At 30.1% G+C, this 25258-nt stretch carries 27 protein-coding genes; 2 read left to right on the top strand and 25 right to left on the bottom strand.

Annotation, left to right across the window (positions count from 1 at the left end):
- Position 1 precedes the first annotated feature (1 nt).
- The 21 genes from CKL_RS06940 to pta form a co-directional block, all read right to left on the bottom strand.
- Positions 2 to 868, bottom strand: coding sequence for a ribonuclease HII (locus tag CKL_RS06940; protein WP_012101798.1), 867 nt, complete (start codon positions 866 to 868; stop codon positions 2 to 4).
- Between the two features lie 19 nt (positions 869 to 887).
- Positions 888 to 1730 (bottom strand): ribosome biogenesis GTPase YlqF, encoded by an 843-nt coding sequence (ylqF, locus tag CKL_RS06935; protein ID WP_012101797.1) that lies wholly within the window; start codon positions 1728 to 1730, stop codon positions 888 to 890.
- A 13-nt stretch (positions 1731 to 1743) separates the two neighbouring features.
- Positions 1744 to 2268 (bottom strand): signal peptidase I, encoded by a 525-nt coding sequence (gene lepB / locus CKL_RS06930; RefSeq protein ID WP_012101796.1) that lies wholly within the window; start codon positions 2266 to 2268, stop codon positions 1744 to 1746.
- Positions 2269 to 2319: 51 nt separating this feature from the next.
- Positions 2320 to 2667, bottom strand: a complete 348-nt coding sequence (rplS, locus tag CKL_RS06925; protein ID WP_012101795.1) for a 50S ribosomal protein L19 — start codon at positions 2665 to 2667, stop codon at positions 2320 to 2322.
- 161 nt (positions 2668 to 2828) lie between these two features.
- Positions 2829 to 3563, bottom strand: coding sequence for a tRNA (guanosine(37)-N1)-methyltransferase TrmD (gene trmD, locus CKL_RS06920; RefSeq protein ID WP_012101794.1), 735 nt, complete (start codon positions 3561 to 3563; stop codon positions 2829 to 2831).
- On the bottom strand, positions 3554 to 4042 hold the full coding sequence (gene rimM, locus CKL_RS06915) for a ribosome maturation factor RimM (protein ID WP_012101793.1): 489 nt from the start codon (positions 4040 to 4042) through the stop codon (positions 3554 to 3556). Before rimM ends, trmD begins: the two co-directional genes overlap by 10 nt.
- Positions 4043 to 4221: 179 nt before the next feature.
- A complete protein-coding gene (locus CKL_RS06910; RefSeq protein ID WP_012101792.1) occupies positions 4222 to 4449 on the bottom strand; it encodes a KH domain-containing protein in 228 nt (75 codons plus the stop codon).
- Between the two features lie 19 nt (positions 4450 to 4468).
- Positions 4469 to 4726: a 30S ribosomal protein S16 gene (rpsP, locus tag CKL_RS06905; protein ID WP_012101791.1), complete on the bottom strand. Its 258-nt coding sequence runs from the start codon at positions 4724 to 4726 to the stop codon at positions 4469 to 4471.
- Positions 4727 to 4819: 93 nt separating this feature from the next.
- Positions 4820 to 6169, bottom strand: coding sequence for a signal recognition particle protein (ffh, locus tag CKL_RS06900; RefSeq protein WP_012101790.1), 1350 nt, complete (start codon positions 6167 to 6169; stop codon positions 4820 to 4822).
- A gap of 16 nt (positions 6170 to 6185) precedes the next feature.
- Positions 6186 to 6521: a putative DNA-binding protein gene (locus CKL_RS06895; protein WP_012101789.1), complete on the bottom strand. Its 336-nt coding sequence runs from the start codon at positions 6519 to 6521 to the stop codon at positions 6186 to 6188.
- Positions 6522 to 6614: 93 nt separating this feature from the next.
- The gene (gene ftsY / locus CKL_RS06890) at positions 6615 to 7526 is read right to left on the bottom strand and encodes a signal recognition particle-docking protein FtsY (RefSeq protein WP_012101788.1); all 912 of its coding nucleotides are present in this window, start codon (positions 7524 to 7526) and stop codon (positions 6615 to 6617) included.
- 23 nt (positions 7527 to 7549) lie between these two features.
- Positions 7550 to 11101, bottom strand: a complete 3552-nt coding sequence (gene smc, locus CKL_RS06885) for a chromosome segregation protein SMC (RefSeq protein ID WP_012101787.1) — start codon at positions 11099 to 11101, stop codon at positions 7550 to 7552.
- Positions 11102 to 11122: 21 nt separating this feature from the next.
- Positions 11123 to 11215 (bottom strand): DUF4044 domain-containing protein, encoded by a 93-nt coding sequence (locus tag CKL_RS20235; RefSeq protein WP_148204830.1) that lies wholly within the window; start codon positions 11213 to 11215, stop codon positions 11123 to 11125.
- A gap of 15 nt (positions 11216 to 11230) precedes the next feature.
- Entirely contained in the window at positions 11231 to 12304 is a 1074-nt protein-coding gene (locus CKL_RS06880; protein ID WP_012101786.1) for an elongator complex protein 3, read from the bottom strand.
- Positions 12294 to 13028, bottom strand: coding sequence for a ribonuclease III (rnc, locus tag CKL_RS06875; RefSeq protein WP_012101785.1), 735 nt, complete (start codon positions 13026 to 13028; stop codon positions 12294 to 12296). Before rnc ends, CKL_RS06880 begins: the two co-directional genes overlap by 11 nt.
- A 168-nt stretch (positions 13029 to 13196) precedes the next feature.
- The gene (acpP, locus tag CKL_RS06870; protein ID WP_012101784.1) at positions 13197 to 13430 is read right to left on the bottom strand and encodes an acyl carrier protein; all 234 of its coding nucleotides are present in this window, start codon (positions 13428 to 13430) and stop codon (positions 13197 to 13199) included.
- A gap of 130 nt (positions 13431 to 13560) precedes the next feature.
- Positions 13561 to 14565 (bottom strand): phosphate acyltransferase PlsX, encoded by a 1005-nt coding sequence (plsX, locus tag CKL_RS06865; RefSeq protein ID WP_012101783.1) that lies wholly within the window; start codon positions 14563 to 14565, stop codon positions 13561 to 13563.
- A 216-nt stretch (positions 14566 to 14781) separates the two neighbouring features.
- Positions 14782 to 14964: a 50S ribosomal protein L32 gene (rpmF, locus tag CKL_RS06860; RefSeq protein WP_012101782.1), complete on the bottom strand. Its 183-nt coding sequence runs from the start codon at positions 14962 to 14964 to the stop codon at positions 14782 to 14784.
- 13 nt (positions 14965 to 14977) lie between these two features.
- Positions 14978 to 15481 carry a YceD family protein gene (locus CKL_RS06855; protein ID WP_012101781.1) on the bottom strand — a complete coding sequence of 168 codons (504 nt, stop codon included), beginning with the start codon at positions 15479 to 15481 and terminating at the stop codon, positions 14978 to 14980.
- A gap of 148 nt (positions 15482 to 15629) precedes the next feature.
- Positions 15630 to 16847 (bottom strand): acetate kinase, encoded by a 1218-nt coding sequence (locus tag CKL_RS06850; RefSeq protein WP_012101780.1) that lies wholly within the window; start codon positions 16845 to 16847, stop codon positions 15630 to 15632.
- A gap of 897 nt (positions 16848 to 17744) precedes the next feature.
- Positions 17745 to 18746: a phosphate acetyltransferase gene (pta, locus tag CKL_RS06845; protein WP_012101779.1), complete on the bottom strand. Its 1002-nt coding sequence runs from the start codon at positions 18744 to 18746 to the stop codon at positions 17745 to 17747.
- A gap of 207 nt (positions 18747 to 18953) precedes the next feature.
- On the opposite strand from pta, the gene CKL_RS06840 reads away from it, so the two are divergent.
- Positions 18954 to 20180, top strand: a complete 1227-nt coding sequence (locus tag CKL_RS06840; RefSeq protein ID WP_012101778.1) for a nucleotidyltransferase — start codon at positions 18954 to 18956, stop codon at positions 20178 to 20180.
- Positions 20181 to 20268: 88 nt separating this feature from the next.
- Positions 20269 to 21435, top strand: coding sequence for a sporulation integral membrane protein YlbJ (gene ylbJ, locus CKL_RS06835; RefSeq protein ID WP_012101777.1), 1167 nt, complete (start codon positions 20269 to 20271; stop codon positions 21433 to 21435).
- On the opposite strand, the gene CKL_RS06830 is transcribed toward ylbJ, so the two are convergent.
- The 4 genes from CKL_RS06830 to recG form a co-directional block, all read right to left on the bottom strand.
- Positions 21418 to 21942, bottom strand: coding sequence for a hypothetical protein (locus tag CKL_RS06830; RefSeq protein WP_012101776.1), 525 nt, complete (start codon positions 21940 to 21942; stop codon positions 21418 to 21420). The genes ylbJ and CKL_RS06830 overlap by 18 nt on opposite strands.
- Before the next feature lie 21 nt (positions 21943 to 21963).
- The gene (gene coaD / locus CKL_RS06825) at positions 21964 to 22458 is read right to left on the bottom strand and encodes a pantetheine-phosphate adenylyltransferase (protein WP_012101775.1); all 495 of its coding nucleotides are present in this window, start codon (positions 22456 to 22458) and stop codon (positions 21964 to 21966) included.
- 5 nt (positions 22459 to 22463) lie between these two features.
- Complete coding sequence (gene rsmD, locus CKL_RS06820) at positions 22464 to 23024, bottom strand: 16S rRNA (guanine(966)-N(2))-methyltransferase RsmD (protein ID WP_012101774.1); 561 nt, start codon at positions 23022 to 23024, stop codon at positions 22464 to 22466.
- Positions 23025 to 23149: 125 nt separating this feature from the next.
- Entirely contained in the window at positions 23150 to 25189 is a 2040-nt protein-coding gene (gene recG, locus CKL_RS06815) for an ATP-dependent DNA helicase RecG (protein WP_012101773.1), read from the bottom strand.
- Positions 25190 to 25258: the final 69 nt, after the last annotated feature.

The raw sequence follows: 25258 nt of genomic DNA, 5'->3' as shown, positions 1-25258 counted from the left end.
CTTATACTATATTTCTTAAAAAACTCAATCTATGTATTTTACAGGTGCCGTACTTCTTTATGGCACCAATATGTTCCTTGGTTCCATAACCTGAATTACTCTGAAAATTATATTCAGTATAAACCTTTGAATACTCTCTCATGAGTTCATCCCTATAGACTTTAGCTATAATAGAAGCTGATGCTATACTTACACTTTTTGAATCCCCTTTTATTACAAATTCATTACGAACTGGTAAATTCTTAACAGCATACCCATCAGATAAAACCAACTCTACAGGTAATTTCAAACCCAGTACAGCTTTTCTTAAAACTTCATTATTACACCAGGAAATTCCCCTCTTATCTATTTCTTTGTTATTTATAACTGCAATACTATAGCTTAAAGCCTTTTCCTTTATAGTCTGTGATAGTTCATATCTAGCCTTTTGAGTAAGTTTTTTAGAATCTTTTACACCTAAAATTAACTTTTTATCTTCCACATAATTCAAATTAAGTATAACTGCAGCTGCAACTATGGGACCTGCTAAAGGTCCTCTTCCTACTTCATCTGTTCCAGCTACATATATATAATTCCCAAAATATTTATCAAAATTGTACATTTGTCTTACTCTTTCAATTTCTTTTTTTTGATTCAAAAGAAATTTATAAAAATTCAAATATAATCCATTGACATTTTTTCTCTTATCCGCCTTTAGTCTTTTTAAAATCTTTATAAATATATTGTAATCTTCAAAGCTAAAATACTCTTTTTTTAAATTAGCAACTTCTCTTTTTATCTTTTCAAAATTAAATTTTTCTAAATCATCCCAGAATGTATTTTCTATTTCTTCAGTAAACCTATTTATATTTTCACTACTTTTATACATTACCATTACTCCTCAATAACTATGGTCTTTCTAAAGAAATAGGCCCTAATTTTCCTCCTCTGAATTCATCTAAAAGCATAATAGACACTCTATTATAGTTTATTTCTTTTCCAGATAATATAGCCCCTCTTTTTTTTGCTATATTATTCATATTCTCCAATGGCTCTTCACTTAACTCATCTAATTTATATCTATTTATTACTCTATCAGGATAATCCCTGCATAATACTTTAAGAAGCATTAATGCCAGATTTTCTATATCCATAATTTCATCCTTTATGGCACCGGTAAAAGCCAAATTTAATTGTGTTTCCTCACTTTCTAATTTGGGCCATAATATACCCGGTGTGTCCATAAGTTCTATTCCTAATTTAGTTTTAATCCACTGTTTACTTTTTGTGACTCCAGGCCTATCTCCTATTTTAGCTATACTACTTTTTGCCATTTTATTGATAAAGGAGGATTTCCCTACATTTGGTATCCCTACTACCATAGCCCTATCAACTATTTTGGCAACACCTTTTTTTTTCATTCTATTATGCTTTTCTTCTAATAATTCATTTAACATAGGCCTTATGCTCTTAAGGCCCTGACCTGTATTACAATTTACTGCTAAAACCCTCACATTATCTTCTAAAAGGTAACTTATCCACTGCTTGGTTATACTTTCTTCACTTAAATCACTTTTATTTAACAATATTATTCTAGGCTTGCTGCCACAGATACTCTCTATATCAGGATTTTTACTAGCTTTTATTATCCTGGCATCCCTTATTTCTACGACAACATCTACTAATTTTAAGTTCTCCTTTATTTCTCTTTTAGTCCTAGCCATATGTCCAGGAAACCAATTTATAGCCATATATTTCTTCTCCTCAATTTACAACTGAACTTAAGCTCCCCATCCTATTAAAAGGATATATTCTAAGGGCCGCCCTTCCCACTACCATTTTATAATCTACAAATCCCACATCGGAAAATCTACTGTCTCTGCTATTATTTCTATTATCCCCCATTACAAATACAGTGTTTTCAGGTACTGTAACCTCATCAAAATCACCTAACATAGGCTCTAATATATAAGATTCCTTCTTAAGTACATCATTTACATAAAGATTTCCATTTTCAATTTTTATCCTGTCTCCACCCACCCCAATTACTCTTTTAATAAATTTTTCTTTAGGATTCGCAGGGTATTTTATTACCACTATATCCCCAGTCTTTGGTGCTCTAAAATAATAACTTACTTTTTCCACAATTAAACGATCCTTATTGTTTAAAGTAGGATCCATAGAATGCCCATCTACACTTACCGTTTCAAATACAAAAGTTATAATTAAAAATGCAGCTATAATAGCTATCACTACAGATTTCCCAAGTTCTATTAATTCCTTCAACACACTTCTACACCACCTTAACATACAAAAGAGGGACTTTATAAAGCCCCTCTCTTATTTTAATATTTCTTTTACCTTAGCCGCTTTACCTACTCTATCTCTTAAATAATATAATTTGGCTCTTCTTACTTTACCTCTTCTTACTACTTGTATTTTTTCTATTATAGGAGCGTTAACAGGAAATGTTCTTTCAACACCTACACCATAAGCAACTCTTCTAACTGTGAAAGTTTCCCTCACACCACCATTTTGTCTTTTCAAAACTATGCCTTCAAAAACCTGTACTCTCTGTCTATTTCCTTCTTTAATTCTTACATGAACCTTCACTGTATCCCCTATGTTAAAATTAGGCAGATCAGTTCTTATATATTGTGATTCTATTTGCTTTATTATATCTAACATTGTGCATAACCTCCTAAACAATTATTAAACGTTCTTATCTTGTAATATTCATAGACAGAGGAACGCCCGTATGACACAAAAAAAATTTTATCACAACCATATTTTTTTTTCAATACATAATTTAAATCTATGATTATAACTTAAATTATAATAGGAACTATTTAATCAGTATATCCATTTTCATATAATTTTATTAGTTCCCTATCTTCTTTAGATAGCTCTATCCTTTCAAACAAATCCGGGCGTTTATTTTTAGTTAATATAAATGACTTTGCCCTTCTCCATTTCCTTATATTTTCATGATGACCAGATATGAGAACTTCAGGCACCCTATCTCCCCTGAAAAATTCTGGTCTTGTATATTGTGGATATTCAAGTACACCATTATAAAAAGATTCTTCAGTATAACTTTCAGTACTTGAAAGTACACCAGGTATCATTCTACATATACTATCCACAATAGGAATACAAGCCATTTCACCACCAGTCACTATAAAATCTCCAATAGATATTTCTAAGTCTATATATCTATAAACTCTTTCATCTATCCCTTCATAATGTCCGCATAAAAATATTAGTTCTTTTTCGCTTGAAAGTTTTTTTGCCATAGACTGGTCAAAAATTTTACCTCTAGGCCCTAAATACACTACATTACCCTTATTTTGAGTTTTTACACTATTTATACAATCCACAATAGGCTGGGCAGTCATTATCATTCCAGAACCACCCCCATAGGGATAATCATCTACTTTTCTATGTTTATTCTCGGTAAAATTCCTTATATTAAAAGTATTTATACTTAAAATATTTTTTTCAATAGCCCTTCCGATTATACTATAATTAAATACATGAAACATTTCTGGAAAAAGGGTTAATATATCTATTTTTACATCCATGTTTCCACCGGCTTTATAATTATTTCCTGTTTTTCTACATCTACTTTTAAAACTACGTTCTCTATGGCTGGAATTAAAAGTTCATTATCCCCTTTTATCCAATAAACATCATTACGATGTGTATGTATTACCTCTGATATTTTTCCATAAAAAACTCCTTCTTCATCTATTACTCTACATCCTACTATATCAACAATAAAATATCTTCCTTCTTCTAGTTTAACTGCATTTTCTCTGGATACTTCTAAATATTTGCCTTTATACTCCAGAGCTTTTTCTATAGAATCTATACCTTCTATTTTAAGAATAACCTTTTTAGACTGCAGCTTACATCCAGTTATATTTTTCAATATACCTTCTACATATACAGATTTTAGTTCCTTAAATCTATTAATATCATCGGTTAAAGGATATACCTTCAGTTCTCCTTTTAGTCCATGAGTATTTATTATTTGTCCTACCGTTATAAAATCTTTCATAGAAAATACCATCCTGTTTTATTTGTGAATTGCCACCAGCACAAGCAGTAGTGGCTTCATGATAGGTTTGATATTTAAATTTTAACCTTAACAGGGAGGATACTCTCCCTTTATCCCTCATAGTTTAAACTACAAAAGAAATACAGTTTAGATAATATAAGAGTTAGATAATCTAACTCTTATATTATCTCTACAACCACTCTTTTATTCTCTTTTATAGCCGCAGCTTTTACTACAGTTCTTATAGCCTTAGCTATTCTTCCCTGCTTTCCTATTACTTTTCCCATATCCTCTGGTGCAACTTTTAATTCAAGAATTATAGATTGCTCACCTGAAATTTCATTTACTTGAACCATATCTGGGTTATCCACTAGTGATTTAGCAATAATTTCCACTAATTCTTTCATTTAATACACCCCCAGTTAATTACTTACCAAGTTTATCCTTTAGACCTGCCTTATCAAAAAGCTTTTTTACAATGTCTGTTGGTTGAGCACCATTTTTTATCCATTTTACAGCTTTTTCTTCATCAAATTTGATGATAGTAGGCTCAGTTACAGGATTATAATATCCTATCTCTTCTACAAACCTTCCATCCCTTGGGGATCTTGAATCCGCTACAACAATTCTATAAAACGGAGCTTTCTTAGCACCCATTCTCCTTAATCTTATTTTTACTGCCATTAATATCACCTCCTTAGTAGTATCAAGCAATTGTTAGGTTCAGACGAAGTTTATCAAGAATGAAATATTCTTCCTCTAAACCTTTATTATATTTTAAAAAGGAAATTTACCAAATGTTCCCTTTTTAAAACCTTTTTTCATACCATTAAATTGTTTCATTGTTTTTTTGATCTTTTCAAAATCTTTAAGAAGTTTATTTACTGTCTGTATGTTAGTACCAGAGCCCGCGGCTATTCTTTTCTTTCGTGAAGAAGAGCCACTTACAATGGAAGGTTTCCTTCTCTCTTTTAATGTCATAGAATTAATTATGGCTTCAATCTTTACCATCTCTTTTTCTCCTCGGGAAAGATCTACTCCTTTTAATTCTTTCATATTTACTCCTGGAACCATTTCTATAAGTTTACTTATAGGCCCTAATTTTTTAGTTTGAGCCATCAGAGCTAAAAAGTCTTCAAAATTAAACTCCTTATTCAGCATCCTGTCTCCTAACTTCTTGGCCTCTTCCTCATCAATTGACTGTTGTGCTTTTTCTATAAGTGAAAGTACATCTCCCATACCTAGTATTCTAGAAGCCATTCTATCTGGATAGAATACTTCAAGATCATTCATTTTCTCTCCCATACCTACAAATTTTATAGGTTTGCCTGTAATAGCTCTTATGGAGAGAGCTGCCCCTCCTCTTGTATCCCCATCTAACTTTGTAAGTACAACCCCATTTATATTAAGCTGTTCATTAAAACTAGATGCCACATTAACAGCATCCTGACCAGTCATAGAATCCACTACCAAAAGTATTTCCTGTGGATTTATATTTTCTTTTATCTGTTTCAGTTCATCCATCAATTCTTCATCTATTTGAAGTCTACCTGCAGTATCTATTATGATTACATTTAACTTATTATCTTTAGCATAAGTCACTGCACCTTTACATATGTCTACAGCCTCTACTTTATCACCCATGGAAAATACAGGTATGTCAATTTGTTTTCCAACTATCTGCAGCTGTTTTATTGCTGCAGGCCTATATATATCACAGGCTACCAAAAGAGGTTTCTTATTCTTCTTTCTAAGCTGTAGTGCCAATTTTCCACACATAGTGGTTTTTCCTGATCCTTGGAGTCCCACTAGCATTATAATAGTTAATCCATCAGGAGAATATTCAATAGAACTTTCGCTGTTACCCATTAGAGAGGTAAGTTCTTCATTTACTATTTTTATAACCTGCTGTGCAGGAGTAAGACTCTTTAGCACTTCTTCTCCTAAACATTTTTCACTAACACTTTTAACAAAATTTCTTACTACTTTATAATTAACATCCGCCTCTAAAAGTGCTAGTTTTACTTCCCTCATAGCATCTTTTATATCTTTTTCAGAAAGTTTGCCTTTACCTCTAAGCTTTTTTAAAGTTTCCTGAAGCTTAGACGCTAATCCTTCAAAAGCCATGCTAATCCTCCTAAACTCAAATATTATTCATTATATAGTTTTTTATTTTATCTAATACTTCAGCATTTTTATCAGAGTACAGTGAGTCTATAAAGTCAATAATGCCTTTTTTATTCTCTTCTATATTTTTTTTCTCTTCCATCAAATTTAATTTATCTTCATAATGTACTAAAAGCATATGGCATCTTTTTATAATATCATACACTGCCTGCCTACTGGTACTAGTATGTTCAGCTATTTCTGCCAGAGACAGATCCTGATTATAATAAAGATCCAAAACATTTCTCTGTTTTTCCGTTAAGAGCTCTCCATATATATCAAGTAATATGGAAAGCCGTATTCTCTCTTCCATAATACCCTCTCAATTTAAAAATACTTTAAAATTTCTTGACGAGTCCTATAATATCAAAATTTTGAAATGATGTCAAGTATTTTTACTTAACACCTAAAATAATGCCTCTATAAATTCCCTGCTTTTAAATTCCTGTAAATCATATATACCTTCTCCCACTCCTATTAACTTTACCGGTATATTTAACGTATGCTTTATGGATATCACTATACCTCCTTTAGCAGTCCCATCTAATTTAGTAAGTACTATGCCATCTATAGGACAAACCTCCATAAATTGTTTAGCCTGCTGCAGGGCATTTTGCCCTGTTGTGGCATCTAATACAAGAAAAGTTTGCCTATATGCCTCTTTATGCTCTCTATCTATTACCCTATTTATTTTTGCAAGTTCCTCCATTAAATTTTTTTTGTTATGTAATCTACCTGCAGTATCACAAACTAGAACATCCGCCTTTCTTGCTTTTGATGCTTGAATGGCATCAAAAATAACTGCAGCAGGGTCTGATCCTGGCTGATGTTTTATTATATCCACTCCCGCCCTCTCACTCCATATTTCCAGCTGTTCTATGGCTGCTGCCCTGAAAGTATCTGCTGCAGCCATAACCACCTTATATCCTTCATCTTTTAGCCTACAGCATATCTTTCCTATAGAAGTAGTCTTTCCCACGCCATTTACTCCTATTACAAGAATTATTTCCGGAGTATTACTAGGTTCTATGCTGTTTTCTTCGTCCCCCAGTATATCCAGTATCACCTCTTTTAAAGAATTACTTAAAAGGGAAGGATCTTTTATTTTTTCCTCTTTTATCTTTTTCTTTAAATTTTCTATAATATACAGTGTAGTTTCTACTCCTATGTCACAGGTTATAAGTATCTCTTCTAATTCCTCATAAAGTTCTTCGTCAATATTAACTGCCTTACTTAAAAGATCCGTTATCTTTTCTGTGAAATTATTTTTAGTTTTTTCAAGTCCATTTTTTAATTTATCAAAAAATCCTTTAAACATAATATATCTGTCCTCTCCTCATATTATAATTTTAGAGAAATTATTTTTGAAACTCCTTTTTCTTCCATAGTAACCCCATATAAAACATCACTTACCTCCATAGTTCCTTTCCTATGAGTTATTACAATAAATTGGGTATCCCTTGAAAACTTCCTAAGAAATTCTGCATACCGTAATACATTGGCATCATCTAATGATGCCTCTATTTCATCCAATATACAAAAAGGAGTAGGCTTAATCTTCAGCATAGCAAATAGAAGAGCTATGGCGGATAATCCCTTTTCCCCTCCAGACATAAGATTTATATTTTGAAGTTTTTTACCTGGAGGTTGTACTGTTATATCTATGTTTCCAGTAAGCTCATCTCCCTTAGTAAGTACCAAATCGGCACTTCCTCCTTTGAATAATTCTCTAAAGGTATCATTAAAATTTTTCTTTAACTTAACAAAATTTTCTTTAAATACGCCTTTCATTTTTTCTGTCATTGCATCTATTACTTTTTTTAATTCCTGTTTTGATTTTATCAAGTCTTCTTTTTGAGAACTTAAGAAAGTTATTTTCTTCTGTAAATTTTTATATTCTTCTATTGCCCCTAGATTCACAACTCCAAGCTTAGAAATACTACTTTTTAAATGTACTATTTTGCTTTTATATTCTTCTAGGTTTTCTATTTGGACATCGTACTCTATATCCCCATCACAGGTAATATTCATATCTTCTTTTAATCTTGAATATATATTGTCTTTTTGAGAATTCAATTTTGTAAGTTCAAGCTGTATTTTATGAAAAGATGTTTCTTTTTTATTTATTATAAGTGTTAAATTATCTACTTTCTCGTTACTAACATTTATTTTTTGTTTTAGTTCAATAGTTTTTACATGGCTTTTTTCTATACTTTCCTGCAGCTTTTCCATATATTGCTTTAAATCTTTTACTTCTTTTTCATTTGAATACATATTAAGCTCATTCTTATGTATAATTTTTTCAGAAAGCTTGATTTCCTCAACTATAGATCTATTTTTAATATCCATGGATTTTATTTCCTGATCCAATCTTGATAATTCCCTTTCACTACTTAAAATATTTTCACTAATCTGAGCTCTTTTTACTTTTAAACTGGTAAGGCCTTCTTTCAAATCTGTAATACGATTTCTACCTTCTTTCAATTCCTCTTCCATTTTTAAAATATAATCATCATTTTTAATTTCTTCCTTAGAATACTCTTTTAATTTTTTCTCTTCTTCCTGTAATTCATTTAAGTTAACTTCTTTATTTTTATAAAGCAATTTTATTTCTCTATTGGCTGTTTCTCTACTTTCTATTAATTTTTTAGTTTCTCTCTCTATAGTATCATTTTGCTGATGTAATTTAGTAAGTTCTATATTGTCTAAATGTATTTTCTCCTTGAAATCTTCATTTTGGCAATGGAGTTTTTCCTTGTCAGACTTAATCCTTCTTATATCTCCATTTAGAACCTGCAGAGTTTCTTTTGTATTTTCTATTTTAACTAAAGTTTCTTCTATTTCTCTTTTTCTGCCTATTATATTACTGCTTCTCTTTTGAAGACTTCCTCCAGTAATTGCCCCTCCCGAATTTACCACATCACCAGATAAAGTAACTATTTTAAAGCTATATTCTGCTAGCTTAGCTATTTCAAAAGCATTATCTATATTTTCACAGATTATTGTTCTTCCCAATATATAATCTAAAACATCCTTAAACTCCTTACTATAACTTACCAATTCACTGGCAACTCCAATAAAACCTTTTATATCCTCAAATTTATGTAAATTTGAAATTTTTCTCCCTTTAATTATAGAAATAGGCAAAAAAGTAGCTCTACCCATCTTATTATCTTTAAGATATTTTATAATAATTTTAGCTATAATTTCATTATTAGTTATTACACTGGATATACTATTCCCCAAGGAAATTTCTATACAAGTTTCAAATTTTTTCTGCAAACTTATTATTTCTCCCACTAAAAAACAACTCTGTGCAGGCACATCTAACTTATGGTTTTTTATATTTTCCATAAGTGCTTTTACAGTTCTATTATACCCTTCGTAGTGTTTATGAAAATTTACAAGCATTTTATAATTTGCTTCCAATGTATTATATAGGGCATTTAGTTTCTGCAGACTATTCTCTTTAAGGTTCAATACATTAGTTAATTCTAAAATCCCACTGTTATTTTCATCAATCTTATTTTGGTAAACCGATATATTCTTTTTTATATTAGAAATTTCACCAAGTAACTTATTTTTTTTCTCAGAACTTATTATAATAGCTTTACTGTAACTTTCATAAGAACTTTTTAATTTATCAATTTTTTCTACAATATTTTCTCCATCTTTTTTAATTGAAATAATGTGATTCCTAAGCTTTGAAATATTGCTGAAATACTGTATTTTATCCTCTTTTAACTTTTTACATATATTTTCCCTGCTATAAATATCTTTTTCAATTTTTTTTATATTATTCTCATAGTCCAATATACCTATATTAACTTCTTTTTCCCGATTTTTTAATTCTAAAAGATTTTGATTCTGCAGAGTTATTCCCTCTGATTTTTTAATTTTATCATTTTCTATCTGTTTTAACTCCAAATAATTTCTTTTTATGTTATCTTCTAAGTCCTCTATTTTTTGTTTTAAAAGTTTTATTTTATTCTCTCCCTGATTAATTAATTCTCTTTTATCATAATAATCCTTTTCACATCTGGTGCTTTCATCCATAATATTTTCCATTCTTATATTATATCCATTTACATCCTCTCTCAACTTTGTAAGCTCTAAATGTGACTCTCTATTACTACTTGTTATGCGTTCCATAGAACTTTCTAGTTTATCTATTTTATGCTGTATTTTTTTCAGAGAATATATAAGTACTGTTTTTTCCTTATCCTTTAACTCCTCAGATAGCCTTAAAAATTCGTCAGCTTTTTTATTTTCTAGTTCAAGAGGCTTTAATCTTTCCTCATAGGTGTGTAGAATATCTTCTATTCTTATTAAATTTACTTCTGTATTCTCCAGCTTTTTCTCTGCCTCTGATCTTCTCCATCTAAATTTTACAATACCTGCAGCTTCTTCTAAAAGAAGTCTTCTATCTTCCTGTTTTCCACTTAACAAGGCATCTATTCTGCCCTGACCTATTATAGAGTATCCTTCTCTTCCTATACCTGTATCCATGAAAAGTTCATGGATATCTCGCAGCCTGCACTGAACATTATTTATATAATACTCACTTTCTCCAGACCTATAAAGTCTCCTTGAAACAGTTATATTAGAATACTCAAGAGAAAGTTTTTTATCTTCATTGTCTAGGGTAAGAGAGACCTGGCATAAACCTAATGGTTTTCTAAATTGCGTACCTGCAAAGATAACATCTTCCATCTTGCCTCCCCTTAAAGTTTTTACACTCTGTTCTCCAAGTACCCATCTAACCGCATCTGAAATATTGCTCTTTCCACTTCCATTTGGCCCCACTATAGATGTGATTCCTCCTGTAAATATTAACTCCGTTTTATCAGCAAAAGACTTAAATCCTTTTATCTCAATAGTTTTCAAGAACATAGACAAGTCACTCCTTATCTGTTAAAAAAGCATTGGAAGTAATCCAATTACAAACATAAATACCACCAAAACTATTATTACTTTCAACATTTTATCCCTAGTATTCTTCTTCATGATACTTATCTCCTTCTAAAAATTTTTATAATTATTTATTATATAATCATTCAGCTCTATATGTTTATTGAAATTCCCCCCAAATATATTTAAGGCCTCTCTGCCCACGGAGGAATCTTGTACAACTTTTATAGAACAATGAATAAATTTTTTCTTCATATGCTTAAAATATTCCTTTTTATTTGCATAGAGTTTGGAAAGGTCTCTGTTATTTATTTCAATAGTTATTTCTCCTTTATAAGGTACAGGTATATTTTCTTCTACAATGTGATTATAAATTCTACCTTCCACCAGTTCTCTAAAGGCAGGATGAAAAGGACCTGCTATCACATCCTTGCCTAGATTTATATTTTCTGTAGGTTGAAGCCCTATCCTTATTACCTTTATTTTATTAGCTCTTAAAATACAATATAAAGTTTTGCATATATCCACCGCTTCAGAGAGTCTATAGGGTCTATATTGTTTCTTTTTATACATATTCTCCATAGCAGTTCCTTTTATCACCAAAGCGGGATATATTCTGTATATATCTGGCTTCATACCTATTGAATTCCTTACTGTTTCCATATCCTTTTCAAAAGTATCACAGGGTAATCCCACCATAATTTGATGACCAAGTACAAATCCATATTTTTTCACAAGATAAGATGCATATTTTACATCTTCACTAGAATGTCCTCTTTCCGATTTAAGAAGTACATCACTATCTAGTGACTGTATACCAAGTTCTATTATATCCACAGAATACTCCCTTAGGTTATCAAGTATATAATTATCAATATAATCCGGCCTTGTGGATAGACGAATATAATCTATATACCCTTCATCCTTATATTCTTTAGCTGCTCCTAATAATTCCCTCTGTTTATCTATGGGTATGGCCGTAAAAGTCCCTCCAAAAAAAGATACTTCCACTTTAGAAGTACTTCTTTTTATGGTTTTCAAATAGTCCTCTATAGTTCTCCTCACAAAATTAACATCCACCTTTTGTTCATTTCCAGTAATTATCCTTTGATCACAAAAAATGCAACTATGAGGGCATCCCTCATGGGGAACAAATATGGGTATTATATAATGTTTATTTTTCATTTGTATCTATCCCCTCTTTATTCCATTTGTCCTCACTCTTTAATTTTTTTAAAGCATCTTGGGCTGCATTTTGTTCAGATTCTTTTTTAGTATACCCTACGCCACTTCCCATCACATTATTAGCTACACAAACTTTGGTATAAAATTTCCGTCTATGAGGAGGGCCTTCATACTTTATAAGCATATATTCTATGTGTATATCTCCATCTTGCTGTACAATTTCCTGAAGATTGGTCTTATAATCCAATACTATTTGATTCTTTATGGCTTTTTCTATAATATCTTTAAAATTATCTATTATGAATTGTTTTGTTTTTTTATATCCAGAATCTATATAAATAGCTGCAATAATAGCTTCAACACAATTTGCAAGTATTGAGGTTCTCTCCCTGCCTCCAGTAATTTCCTCTCCTTTACTCATTTTTATATATTTACCGATATTCCATTTTTTAGCTACCTCATATAGAGAATTTTCACAAACTATCAATGACCTCTTTTTAGTAAGTTCTCCTTCTGATTTACTTTTATATATTAAAAATAAATATTCAGATATACAAAGCTGCAATACAGAATCTCCTAAAAACTCCATCCTCTCATTGAATTTTACTCCTTTTTTTCCATTGGCATAGGAACTATGCGTTAATGCCGTATCTATTAATTCCTTATCATTAAAGGATATGTTCAATGTCTTTTCCACTTCTTCAAAAAAATTTACCTTTTCCATTTTATATTTCTCCCTTGAAATATATTCTTCAGTTTGTTGAAAATCCAAATAACAGATTAATGAACAAATTCAAGAATAAATTTACTTTTACTTTAACAAATTATACTTGATCCTACAGAAAAATTTAAATTTAAAGTCCCGTATGAAACGGGACTCTATCTTTTGATGCTATTCCTCAGTATGAGCTTTTATGTAATCAACTACATCTCCTACTATTTTCACCTTTTCCGCTTCTTCATCAGGTATTTCTAGATCAAACTCTGTTTCTACAGCCATTATTAATTCAACTATATCAAGTGAATCTGCACCTAAATCGTCAATAAAAGATGATTCCAAATTTATTTCCTCTGAATCTATACCCAACTGTTCGGATATTATTTTCTGTATCTTTTCAAAAATCATAATTTTACCTCCAAAAAATTTTTATACATAAATAATATTATATAACTTACATACCGTCAACAACAACTATTACTAAATAAATGACCAATTATTTTATTTCCATATATTTATAATTATTTTTACTATAACACTATTCTTCTCTATTATATATTTTTTCTATTTCAAACTTTATTTTATCTATAACTTTATTATCATAACATATTACTGCCTGTTTTATTGCATTTTTAAAAGCCTTTCCATTAGAACTCCCATGTGCTTTTACACATATTCCCTTGCAGCCTAAAAAAGCAGAGCCTCCATATTCTGAATAGTCTAACCTGCTCTTTATCTTTTTAAAAACAGGCTTTAAAAAAACACCCGCTAGCTTACTTGTGGTTGATTTCATAATTTCCTCTTTTATCATATGAATTAAATTTAAAGATACTCCTTCATATGTTTTTAAAATTGTATTCCCTACAAATCCATCACAAACCAATATGTTTACATCTCCATTTGTAGCCTCTCTAGGTTCTACATTGCCCACAAAATTGAAATCCATATCTTTTAAAAGCTTATAGGTATTTTTAGTCAATTCATTGCCTTTTTCTTCTTCTGTTCCTATATTTACAAGGCCTATGGAAGGTTCTTTTATTTTAAGTACATTTTCAAAATATATTTTTCCCATAAGTGAAAACTGTAAAAGATAATGGGGTTTACAATCCACATTAGCCCCTGCATCTATAATCATAAAAGCTCCATTTTTACCTGGTATCATAGGTGCAAGTGCCACTCTTTCTATCCCTTTAATTCTTCCCACAATCAAGGTTGCACCAGACATAAGAGCCCCGGTACTTCCCGCGGATATAGCCGCATCTGCCTTTCCTTCCTTTACAAGTTGAAGAGCCTTAACTAAACTTGAATCTTTTTTTCTCCTTAATGCCATTACTGGAGATTCAGAAGTGGTTATAACTTCTCTAGTATCTAAAATACGTATTTTTTCTCTTTCATATTCATATTTTTTTAATTCTGCTTCAATAAGTTCCTTTTTTCCCGTTATAATTATATTTATATCCTGTTCCTTAACTGCCTCAATTATACCTTCTACTACTGCATAAGGTGCAAAGTCTCCTCCCATGCCATCCACAGCAATTATCATAATCTTATTTCACATCCTTAAATGTTAGTGGTATACACATTTTAATTTTCACATATTATTGGAACTAAAATTAAATATTAACATTATACCATAAGATATCTCTACTTGAAACATATTAAACCATAAAAAGCCCATCAAATTGTTTTATCACAGTAAATTATAAATAAAATAAAACAACAGGATGGGATTCTTATGTAAGATTTATTAGCAGTTTTACTAATTTTCAGTTAAAACAACTTCTTTACCTTTATAATATCCGCAAATCTTGCACACTCTATGGGCAAGTTTCATTTCATGACACTGAGGACACTCAACTAATTGTGGCGCACTTAACTTAAAAGTTTGTGCTCTTCTTGAGTCTCTTCTTGCTCTTGAGAATTTTCTGGCTGGATTTCCCACAGTAAACACCTCCTTAATCAGTGAAGAACATATCCTTTAGCTTTGCTAATCTTAGATCAATATCATGGTTTTTACACTGGCATTTGAACTTATTTAAATTAGTGCCGCACTGCTGACATAACCCTTTACAATTCTGTTTGCAAAGTCTTTTTATGGGCAAGGTTAATATAATGTTATTTTGTACTACTTGGGAAATATCTATAACATTATCCTCTATAAATATGGTTTCATCATCTTCATCTTCTTTGTAAACATTTGTAAACTTTTCAACAATGGTAATATCCAATTCATAGGGAAATTTTTCAATACATCTGGAACAAATAAGCTCTAATACTCCTTGAACTTTTCCCTTTAATGTAAAATCATTTTCTAACTTACTTAAAATCCCAACAAAACTTATGGGGCGTAATAATTTAATATATTCCATACCATCATAAAGCCCATCTTCTTGTATTATAAGATCGAGTTTTCTTTCAGCTTTTTTTTCTTTTAACAATTCTGATATATTTAGCTCCACAATACTCACCTCTATACATTAGCCACAACCTATTATATAAAGGTAACCTTAAAAAGTCAAGTTATTATTCTAATATGGATAATAACAGAATAAACTAAAATTTACTCTGTTATTATCTTTAAATGGCCTTAAAAACTTATTATATTTATTATTTGGATTTATGTGAAATTTTCTTTTGAACTAAAAATTTTGTATCTCTAGCTATAACAAGCTCTTCATTAGTAGGAATTACGAATACCTTTGTTTTTGAATTTGCAGTAGTTATTTCTGTAGCCTTTCCTCTTATATTATTCTTCTCTTCATCTATAGTAATTCCAAGATAAGTAAGTCCTGAACATATTTCAGCTCTACCAATAGATGAATTTTCTCCTACACCTGCTGTAAACACTATAGCATCTACTCCATCTAAAACGGCTACATAAGAACCTATAAAAGATTTTACCCTATAATAAAATACATCTAATGCAAGCTGTGCTCTTCTATCATGCTTGAAACTTGCAATTTCCTCTACATCTCTAAAATCACTGCTTATTCCTGACATCCCAAGTATACCAGATTTATTGTTCATTATATTGCTTATTTCATCTATAGACATGCCTATTTCATTTGTTAGAAATGGTATTATAGCTGGATCTATGTCACCGCATCTAGTTCCCATAGCTAAACCTGCAAGTGGAGTAAATCCCATATTTGTATCTATTGACTTTCCTCTATCCACAGCACAAATACTAGCTCCATTTCCTAAGTGACATGTTATTATCTTTAACTCTGATATGTCTTTTCCCATAAGCCTAGCTGCTTCTTCTGATACAAATCTGTGGGAAGTTCCATGAAATCCATATTTTCTAATTCCATATCTTTCATATAGTTCATAAGGTAGTGGATAAATATATGCATATTTTGGCATAGTATGATGGAAAGCCGTATCAAATACTGCTACCATAGGAGTATTAGGCATTATTGCCTTACAAGCATTTATTCCTATTATATTAGGTGGATTATGCAGTGGTGCCAATTTACTGCAGTCCTTTAAAGATTCCATAACTTTATCATCTATAATAACTGCATCTGAATATTGTTCGCCTCCATGAACAACTCTATGTCCTACAGCAGATATTTCAGACATATCCTTTATTACACCATGTTGTTTATCTACAAGAGCCTCTAATACCAATTTTACAGCTACCCTATGATCTTTTATAGGTTCACTTACCACATGTTTTTCACCATTAACTTTATGAGTTAAAATGGAACCATCTATCCCTATCCTTTCCACAAGGCCCTTTGCCAAAACTTTTTCATCTTCCATATCTATTAATTGATATTTTAAAGATGAGCTTCCACAATTTACTTCCAATATTTTCATATACATTTTCCTCCCAATAAAATTAATCTTTATATCTTGTTATAATTCCTCTAAGTTTATAATTATTAAAAAACCTTGTTCTCACATCCCTTTAAATTTCATTAAAAATACTTTAAATAATGCTTGTTTAAAAACTCAAGTTTATTCAAAATTTTATACCATACATAAACTTTTATAAAACATAATTAAACAAACACTTCTCATGTTGATAAATATCATTAATAATATTTATTTATTAATCATACACTAATACTAGAGCAAAGTTTTACCTATTAAAGAAACTCATAATATTCTTAGTTCACTTTATTTAAACATAGAGTCTATAACATTTATTATTATAAAATTATTAACTTACGTATATATATAAATCTTAAGCTTTTCCTGTGTTTTTTAAATTTACCAAAATTATCAATGGTAAGATTGTTAAAGCATTACTTACTTATAAAAATTTAAGTAAAGTGAAAGCGATACCTATATCAAAAGTTTAGTAAAACAATTGATTTATTCCCAGCACACAAAAATCACAACTGATTCAAAAACACCAAGTGCCAATATGTAAAATATATACTAATATTATTTTAACCATAAATGATAAATTATACAACTATTTATTATTTATATAACTTTAGCATATAAAATCTATTTTCATTATCTAATATTGTAACAAAATTTATAGAATCTATACAATATATAAACGCAAACTATTTAAAAGTTTTTGACTCTAAATACTCTGCATTTTAATTTTCATAAAATATGTACTTTAATTTTTCATATAACCCTGTCTTGCTTTCATCATTTTTTATATAAGCTATCCTTTGTTGAATTTTATTATACCACAAAGTGACAGCTTATTCTTCTTTAAATAATTAATCTTCTATATAATTCTATATATAAATTCTAACCCTGTGCCTGTGCTTGAACTGCAGTTACAGCCACTACCTTTACTATATCATCAACGCTGCAGCCTCTTGATAAATCATTTATAGGCTTTGCAAATCCCTGACATATAGGTCCTATAGCCTCAGCTTTTGCAAATCTTTGAACTAACTTATATCCTATATTTCCTGCTTGTATATCAGGGAATATAAGTACATTGGCTTTTCCTGCCACTTTACTGCCCGGAGCTTTTAAGTCTGCAACTTTTTTTACTAGGGAAGCATCCAATTGAAGTTCTCCATCTATATCCAAATCAGGTCTAGCTTCTTTAGCAAGTTTTGTTGCTTTTGTAACTTTATCTACCAATTCATGACTAGCACTTCCCATAGTAGAAAATGAAAGCATGGCAACTCTTGGTTCTATTTTACACAAATTTTTTGCAGTTTCTGCTGTAGTTATTGCAATTGAAGATAATTCTTCAGCAGTAGGACATACATTTACAGCACAATCAGCAAATAACAAGAATCCATCTTCTCCATATTCACAATCTGGTACACTCATTAAAAATACACTGGAAACCACAGAAGCACCTGGAACTGTCTTCACTATTTGAAGTCCTGGTCTCAAAAGATCTCCCGTTGTATGTATTGCACCTGAAACTAAACCATCTGCATCTCCAAGTTTCACCATCATTGTTGCAAAATATATAGGATCTCTAACTATTTTATCTGCTTTTTCCAGTGTAACTCCTTTATTCTTTCTAATTTCATAAAAAGCATTGGCATAGCCTGCAGTTTTACTTGAAGTTTCAGGATCTACTATTTCCACTCCAGCTAAGTTAACCCCAAATTTAGCTGCATTCTCTTTTATTACACTTTCACTTCCTACTAAAATTATATCTGCAATACCATCCCTTATTATTTCTTCGGAAGCTCTAATGTTCCTTTCTTCTTCTCCTTCTGCCAAAACAATTTTTTTCTTATCTGCTTTGGCTAAACCAAAAATATTTTCCATTAATTTCATATTTTATTCTCCTTTCAAATTTAAAATTGTATAATTAAAATCATACACTTATACTATAATCCTTTTTACCTATATTTTTCAATGGAAAATTATCTAATTTTAATATTTTATAATTATTTTTTTAACATTTTATATAAAATATTTATAATAAACAAAATCTTATTGATATAATATTAGTGTAAATACCAAAGAAAGGAACTTTAGCATATGAAAATAACCGGTATAATAGTGGAATATAATCCTTTTCACAATGGTCATAAATATCATATTAAAAAAACAAGATCCCTAACAAACTGTGAAGGCATCATTGCTGTAATAAGCGGAAATTTTGTACAAAGAGGGGCTCCCTCTATAGTGGATAAATGGAACAAAACTAAAATGGCTCTTTTAAACGGAGTTGATTTAGTACTAGAACTTCCAGCTTTATATAGTTTATCCTCTGCAGAATTTTTTGCCTACGGGGCTGTAAGTCTCTTGGAAAACTTAGGAGTAGTGAAAAACTTATGCTTTGGCAGTGAGTGTGAAGATATTAAATTGCTCACTCTTATGGGCAAAATTCTATATGAAGAACCAGAAGAATTGAAGTTGACTCTAAAAGAAAGACTACATCAGGGTATGTCCTATGCTTCTGCCCGTGGGAATGCTTTAAAAGAATTTCTTTGCCATAGATATTCTCTTAAAAATAACAGTATAACAGAAATGCTTCATTTACCTAACAATATACTGGCAATAGAATACTGTAAGAGCCTGGCAAGACTTAAAAGTACTATTAATCCTGTTTCCATAAAAAGAATCGGAAATTCATATAACAGTACATATATAAACAACCGCTTTTCAAGTGCTACTTCCATTCGCAATTTTTTAAAAGAAAATAATTCTCTACAGGAACTAGAAAAAGCTTTGCCCTATAATATACTATGTATTTTAAAGGATTTAAGTCACTCCAATTATAGATTTACTTTTGAAGATTCTCTATTACCTTATTTAAAATATAAAAATTTATTTTATGGAAAAAATATAAAATATTTACCTGATGTATCTGAGGGACTTGAAAATAGAATAGAAAGTGCTTTAAAAAATGCTTCTTCCTATGACCAAATTATAAATTATGCTAAAACCAAACGATATGCTTACAGCCGTATAAGCAGAATTCTATGTCAGTTTTTTTTGGGATTTGAAAATTTAGATACAAAAGTTTTAAGAAAAAATAGATGCCCTTATGCAAGAGTTTTAGGATTTAACAATAAAGGTATGGAAATATTAAAAAAAATAAAACAAAATTCCTCCATACCTGTATATACAAAACTCCCTAAAAATGCAAATGATATGTTAAAGTTAGATCTTATGGCTACGAAAGGCTATAGTCTTTTAAATAAAAATATAGCCTTCAATCAAGATTATATTTCAAGTCCACTTATAATAGATAAAATTTAGAATAAGTAGCCTGCTTAATAAATATACTTTACTAAATCATATGTTATATTTATTAAAGTTTTTGTATTTAGAAAGTAGGCGATTGACTTTGGAATTTTTACTTTATTTTTTAATATGTGCAATAATAATTCTTTTATATATTTTATTTAAGAACACAAATTTAATTGTAACTATAATTTGCTCAATTTTAATAGTACAAATTATAACGGCCCCAAAGCTATGTATAGATGGAGTAATCATGGGAAGTTCCTTGTTTTTTTACAAGGTATTTCCATCCCTGTTTTCATTTTTAGTTGTGTGTAATATAATCCTATGTTACGATGGAATAAATATATATTCCAAATTAATAGGGAAAATCTTGTGCAAGCCACTTAAACTTCCTGTAAGTTGCAGCTTTGTAGTAATAATAAGTACGCTCTGCGGTTATCCTCTAGGTGCTAAATACGCCTGTGAACTATATGAAAAAAACATAATAGATTCTTTTACCTGCGAAAGACTTTTAAACATAGCCTCTAATGCAAGTCCTATATTTATAGTGGGTTCTGTAGGAATATCCATGCTTAAAAATTCCTTTATAGGCTACATATTGCTATTATCCAACTTTTTGTCCTGTATTGTCATGGGACTTTTACTACCTGCGGGAAAATCTTATAAAAATTACGACTCAAATAAAACCCATAACTATGTTCATGAAAATATGGGAACATCTATCAAAAAAAGCATAGAAAATTCTCTGACAACTTGTATATCCATAGGTGGATTTATAATTATGTTTTCTGTAATTGATAATATTTTAAAACACAATCTCTTATTTCATTCCCTAGTGTATAGAATTTCAAATATAATAGGGATTCCCAAAGACATAGTAGAAGGTACTTTACTTGGAGTAATAGAAATGACAAATGGGTGTAACCTTATATCATCTTCTGCTGCTTCCATTACTTTAAAACTTATAATTATAGGTTTTTTATTTACCTTTAGTGGTATTTGTATTATATTTCAGGTTTACTCCTTTACTTATAAATTTAAAATATCCATGAAAAAATATGTAATTGGAAAAGTACTTCAGGGAACTATATGCTCTATAATAAGTTTCTTGCTTTATAATTTATCTTTTCACAAGTTATCTACACAAACTTTTTTACCTAATTATAAAATTACTGGAAATTTAAGTAATGTATTTATACTTACATTAATTTTACTTATAGTACCCTGGTTGTTATTTAAGTTAAAACAGTTATTTCATATCTCTTAACTGTTTTATATTATCTTTTATAGATTCAGTATTTAAATTTATACTACTTTCTAGACTATCTAAAAATTCTTGAAGTTCTAACTTTAAACCTGTCACCATTTCACTGCCCTTACGTGATATTTCACTATCCAATTGACTTAGCATTTCATCTGCATAATCCCTTGCACCTATTCTTATTGCTCTGGCATTTTTTTGTGCAGATGAAATAATCTCTTCAGCTCTTATATTAGCCTCTTTTGTAATATCATGATTTTCTATCTGACGTCTCAACAAACTTAAATTTTGCTTTTTTATATCATCTGCTTCTTGCACAGCTTCAGTTAAGATTCTTTCCTTTTCCTCTATTATCCACTGTGCTTTTTTTAATTCACTCGGAAGGCAGTTAATCACTCTATCTAATATTTCCAGCACTTCACTTTTATTCACCATAACTTTTTTACTTAAAGGAACTTTGGCAGAAGTATCTACAATCTCTTGAAGATATTCCAGTAGTTTGATGACATCCATACTCTTTCCCCCTAAGGTATATCAACAATTTTTATAAGCTTTATCAAATTTTTTAATAATGTCAATAATTACTTCTTCAGGAACCAATCCTTCAATACATCCCCCAAACATGGCTACTTGTTTTACAGAAGATGAACTTAAAAACGAATTCATAGCACTAGCCATCATAAAAACCGTATCTATATTGGGATCAAGTTTTTTATTCATAAGAGACATCTGACATTCATATTCAAAATCCGATACGGCTCTCAGTCCTTTTACTATAACTTGACTTTGTTTCTTCTTCATGAAGTCTATCAAAAGTCCACTAAAACTTTCAACCTTTACATTTGGTATATCCTTTACTACTCTTTCTATCAATTCCACTCTTTCTTCAACAGTAAATAATCCCTTTTTGTCTGGATTTACCAGTACCCCTACTATTAATTCGTCAAATACTTTAGATGCCCTATCTATTATATCTAAATGTCCATTGGTTATAGGATCAAAACTTCCAGGATATATTGCCCTACTCATAATAATTAGTCCTCCTTGTATTTATAAAAACACACTGTAGTATTTCCGTATCTTCTATGATCTGTTAAAATTATATTGTTAATCCCTTCATATATCTCCTCACCAGTATCAATCTTGGTAACTATAATCCCATCTTCACACAACAATTTTTTACTTCCTACTATCTCTATAATCGGTGGAATCATATTTTTTTTATATGGCGGATCAACAAATATTATATCGAATATTTCTGTTTTTCTTTCAATTTGTCTAAGAAATTCATAAGAATCCCTATTTATGGTTTCACAGATTTCACTAAAACCCAAATTTTCTACATTCTGTTTTAAAAAAGAAAATGTATCCTTATCCTTATCAACCAATAGGCATTTTTTAGCCCCTCTACTTGCAGCTTCAAGCCCCAGACTTCCCGTACCTGCAAATATATCTAACACACAAGAACCATAGATTCTATTTTGTATTATGTTAAACATAGCTTCCTTTACCCTGTCTAAAGTAGGTCTTGTAGTATTATATCCCTTAGGGGACATTAATTTTCTTCCTCTTGCAAGACCTCCAATCACTCTCATAATCCTCTTCCCTACCTTCTATATTTCATATGCTATATTTTTCTATAATATTTTAACATATATGTTTCCATTATTCAAAACCATTTCAATAGTTGTTACACACTCTCTTATATTAAATTATTAAACTAATTAAAACTTATAATTTTAAAAGTCTTTTGTAGTTTATCCATAAGCTCTTTTGTGATCTTTTCATCTTTACTTCCTTTGCTTTCTAAGAACCTTTTTGCTTCTAGATTAGCTAACTTAAATATATGTATATCTTCTGATAAATTTGAAAAAATCAATTCATTTTCCCCATGCTGTTTGAATCCAAAGATCTCTCCTGAACCTCTTATTTTTAAATCTTCCTCTGCAATAAAAAATCCATCATTGCTGCTTTTCATTATTTCCATTCTTCTCCTTACGAAGTCATTCTTAATATCTGCAATTAAAATACAATAGGATTTATATTCTCCTCTCCCAACTCTTCCCCTCAGCTGATGAAGCTGTGCCAGTCCAAACCTCTCTGCATTTTCTATTATCATAACTGCAGCATTTGGTACATTAACGCCCACTTCTATAACTGTTGTAGATATAATGGCTTTTATTTCCCCATTTTTAAATTTATTCATAGTTTCTTCTTTTGAACTAGATGACATCTTGCCATATAATACACCTATCTCTAAGTCTTTGAAATATTTTTCTTTCAATTTATCATAAATTTCTTTTACAGAACTTAAATGTAGATTATCATTTTGTTCTACTAAAGGACACACTACATATACTTGCCTGCCTTTTTTTATCTCTTCCACTGCAAATTTATAAACCCTGTCCTTTGACTTTTTATCTGTATAATAAGTATGTATTTTTTTTCTTCCAGGAGGAAGTTCATCTATAATAGATATGTTTAGATCTCCATGTAGACATAAACTTAAAGTTCTTGGAATAGGTGTTGCTGTCATAACTAAAGTATCTACATATTTACCTTTATTTATGAGTTTGCTCCTTTGAGCCACTCCAAATCTATGTTGTTCATCTGTAACTACCATTCCTATATTTTTAAACTCCACATCATCTTCTATGAGAGCATGAGTTCCTATTATAATATCTATCTTCCCATATTTTAAATCTTCTTTTAATATTTTTTTATTTCTTTCAGTAACACTGCCGCAAAGTAACTGTATATTTACTCCTGTATCTTGTAAAAACTTTTTACATTCTTCATAATGCTGCTTTGCAAGTATTTCTGTAGGAGCCATAAAAACTGCCTGATACCCATTTTTTACTACATTGAAAATAGCTATGATAGCCACTATGGTTTTTCCACTGCCCACATCTCCCTGTAACAATCGATTCATAGGTGACTCCATTTTTTCATCTAGTAATATTTCTCTTATAACCTTATTCTGAGATTTAGTAAGCTCATAAGGTATTCTTTTTTTTAATTCTTTTAATTCTGAGGCTATTTTAAAAGCTATACCTTTTTTATTTCTACTATGATAATTTTTTAACATTAGAATTTTCAAAGAGTAGGAAAACAATTCTTGAAATTTAAGTCTTCTCTTTGCTTCCTCCAATTCTTCTATACTGCCTGGTTTATGTATTGCCTTTATAGCTTTATTCAAACTGCAAAATTTATATTTTTTAATTATCCAAGTAGGCAAATTTTCTTCTATATCCACCTCATGAATCACTTTAGATATAAGTTTTATAAGAATATTATTTGTAATACCGGATTTCAAGGGATAAATCGGTATTATCTTATCCTCTTTTTTACTATTTACCTCATTACTAACCAAAGTAGGATTCATAATAGAAATACTTCCATTAAATCTTTCAATCTTCCCCATTATCCTATAAACCTTATTTATCTTAAATTTGTTTTTCATGTAAGGCTGATTGAACCATTTACCTTGAAAAGTTCCACTCTCATTTTCAAATACAACCGTAGAAAGTATCTTTTTACTCTTAGTTCTTATATCTTTTCCTATAGATTTTACTCTACAATCCATTATAACCTTTCCAGTTCCAACTTTATTTAAATCGCTGCAGTTAGAGATAATTTCATAATCCCTGGGAAAATATAAAAGCAGGTCCAATATATTGAATATACAACAACTATTTAGGGTTCCAGCAGTCACAGCCCCCACTCCTTTTATAGATTTAATATCATCATATACATTCATATATATCACCTACCCTTAATATATTCTATAATAAAATTCTTTTCTTTTTCAACTAAAAGTCTAAAATAA

It is taken from the genome of Clostridium kluyveri DSM 555, assembly GCF_000016505.1.
In the GTDB taxonomy this organism is placed as follows: Bacteria; Bacillota; Clostridia; order Clostridiales; family Clostridiaceae; genus Clostridium_B; species Clostridium_B kluyveri.
Note: the sequence above shows the minus strand (reverse complement) of the source record. Positions and strands in the feature narration are given on the sequence as shown.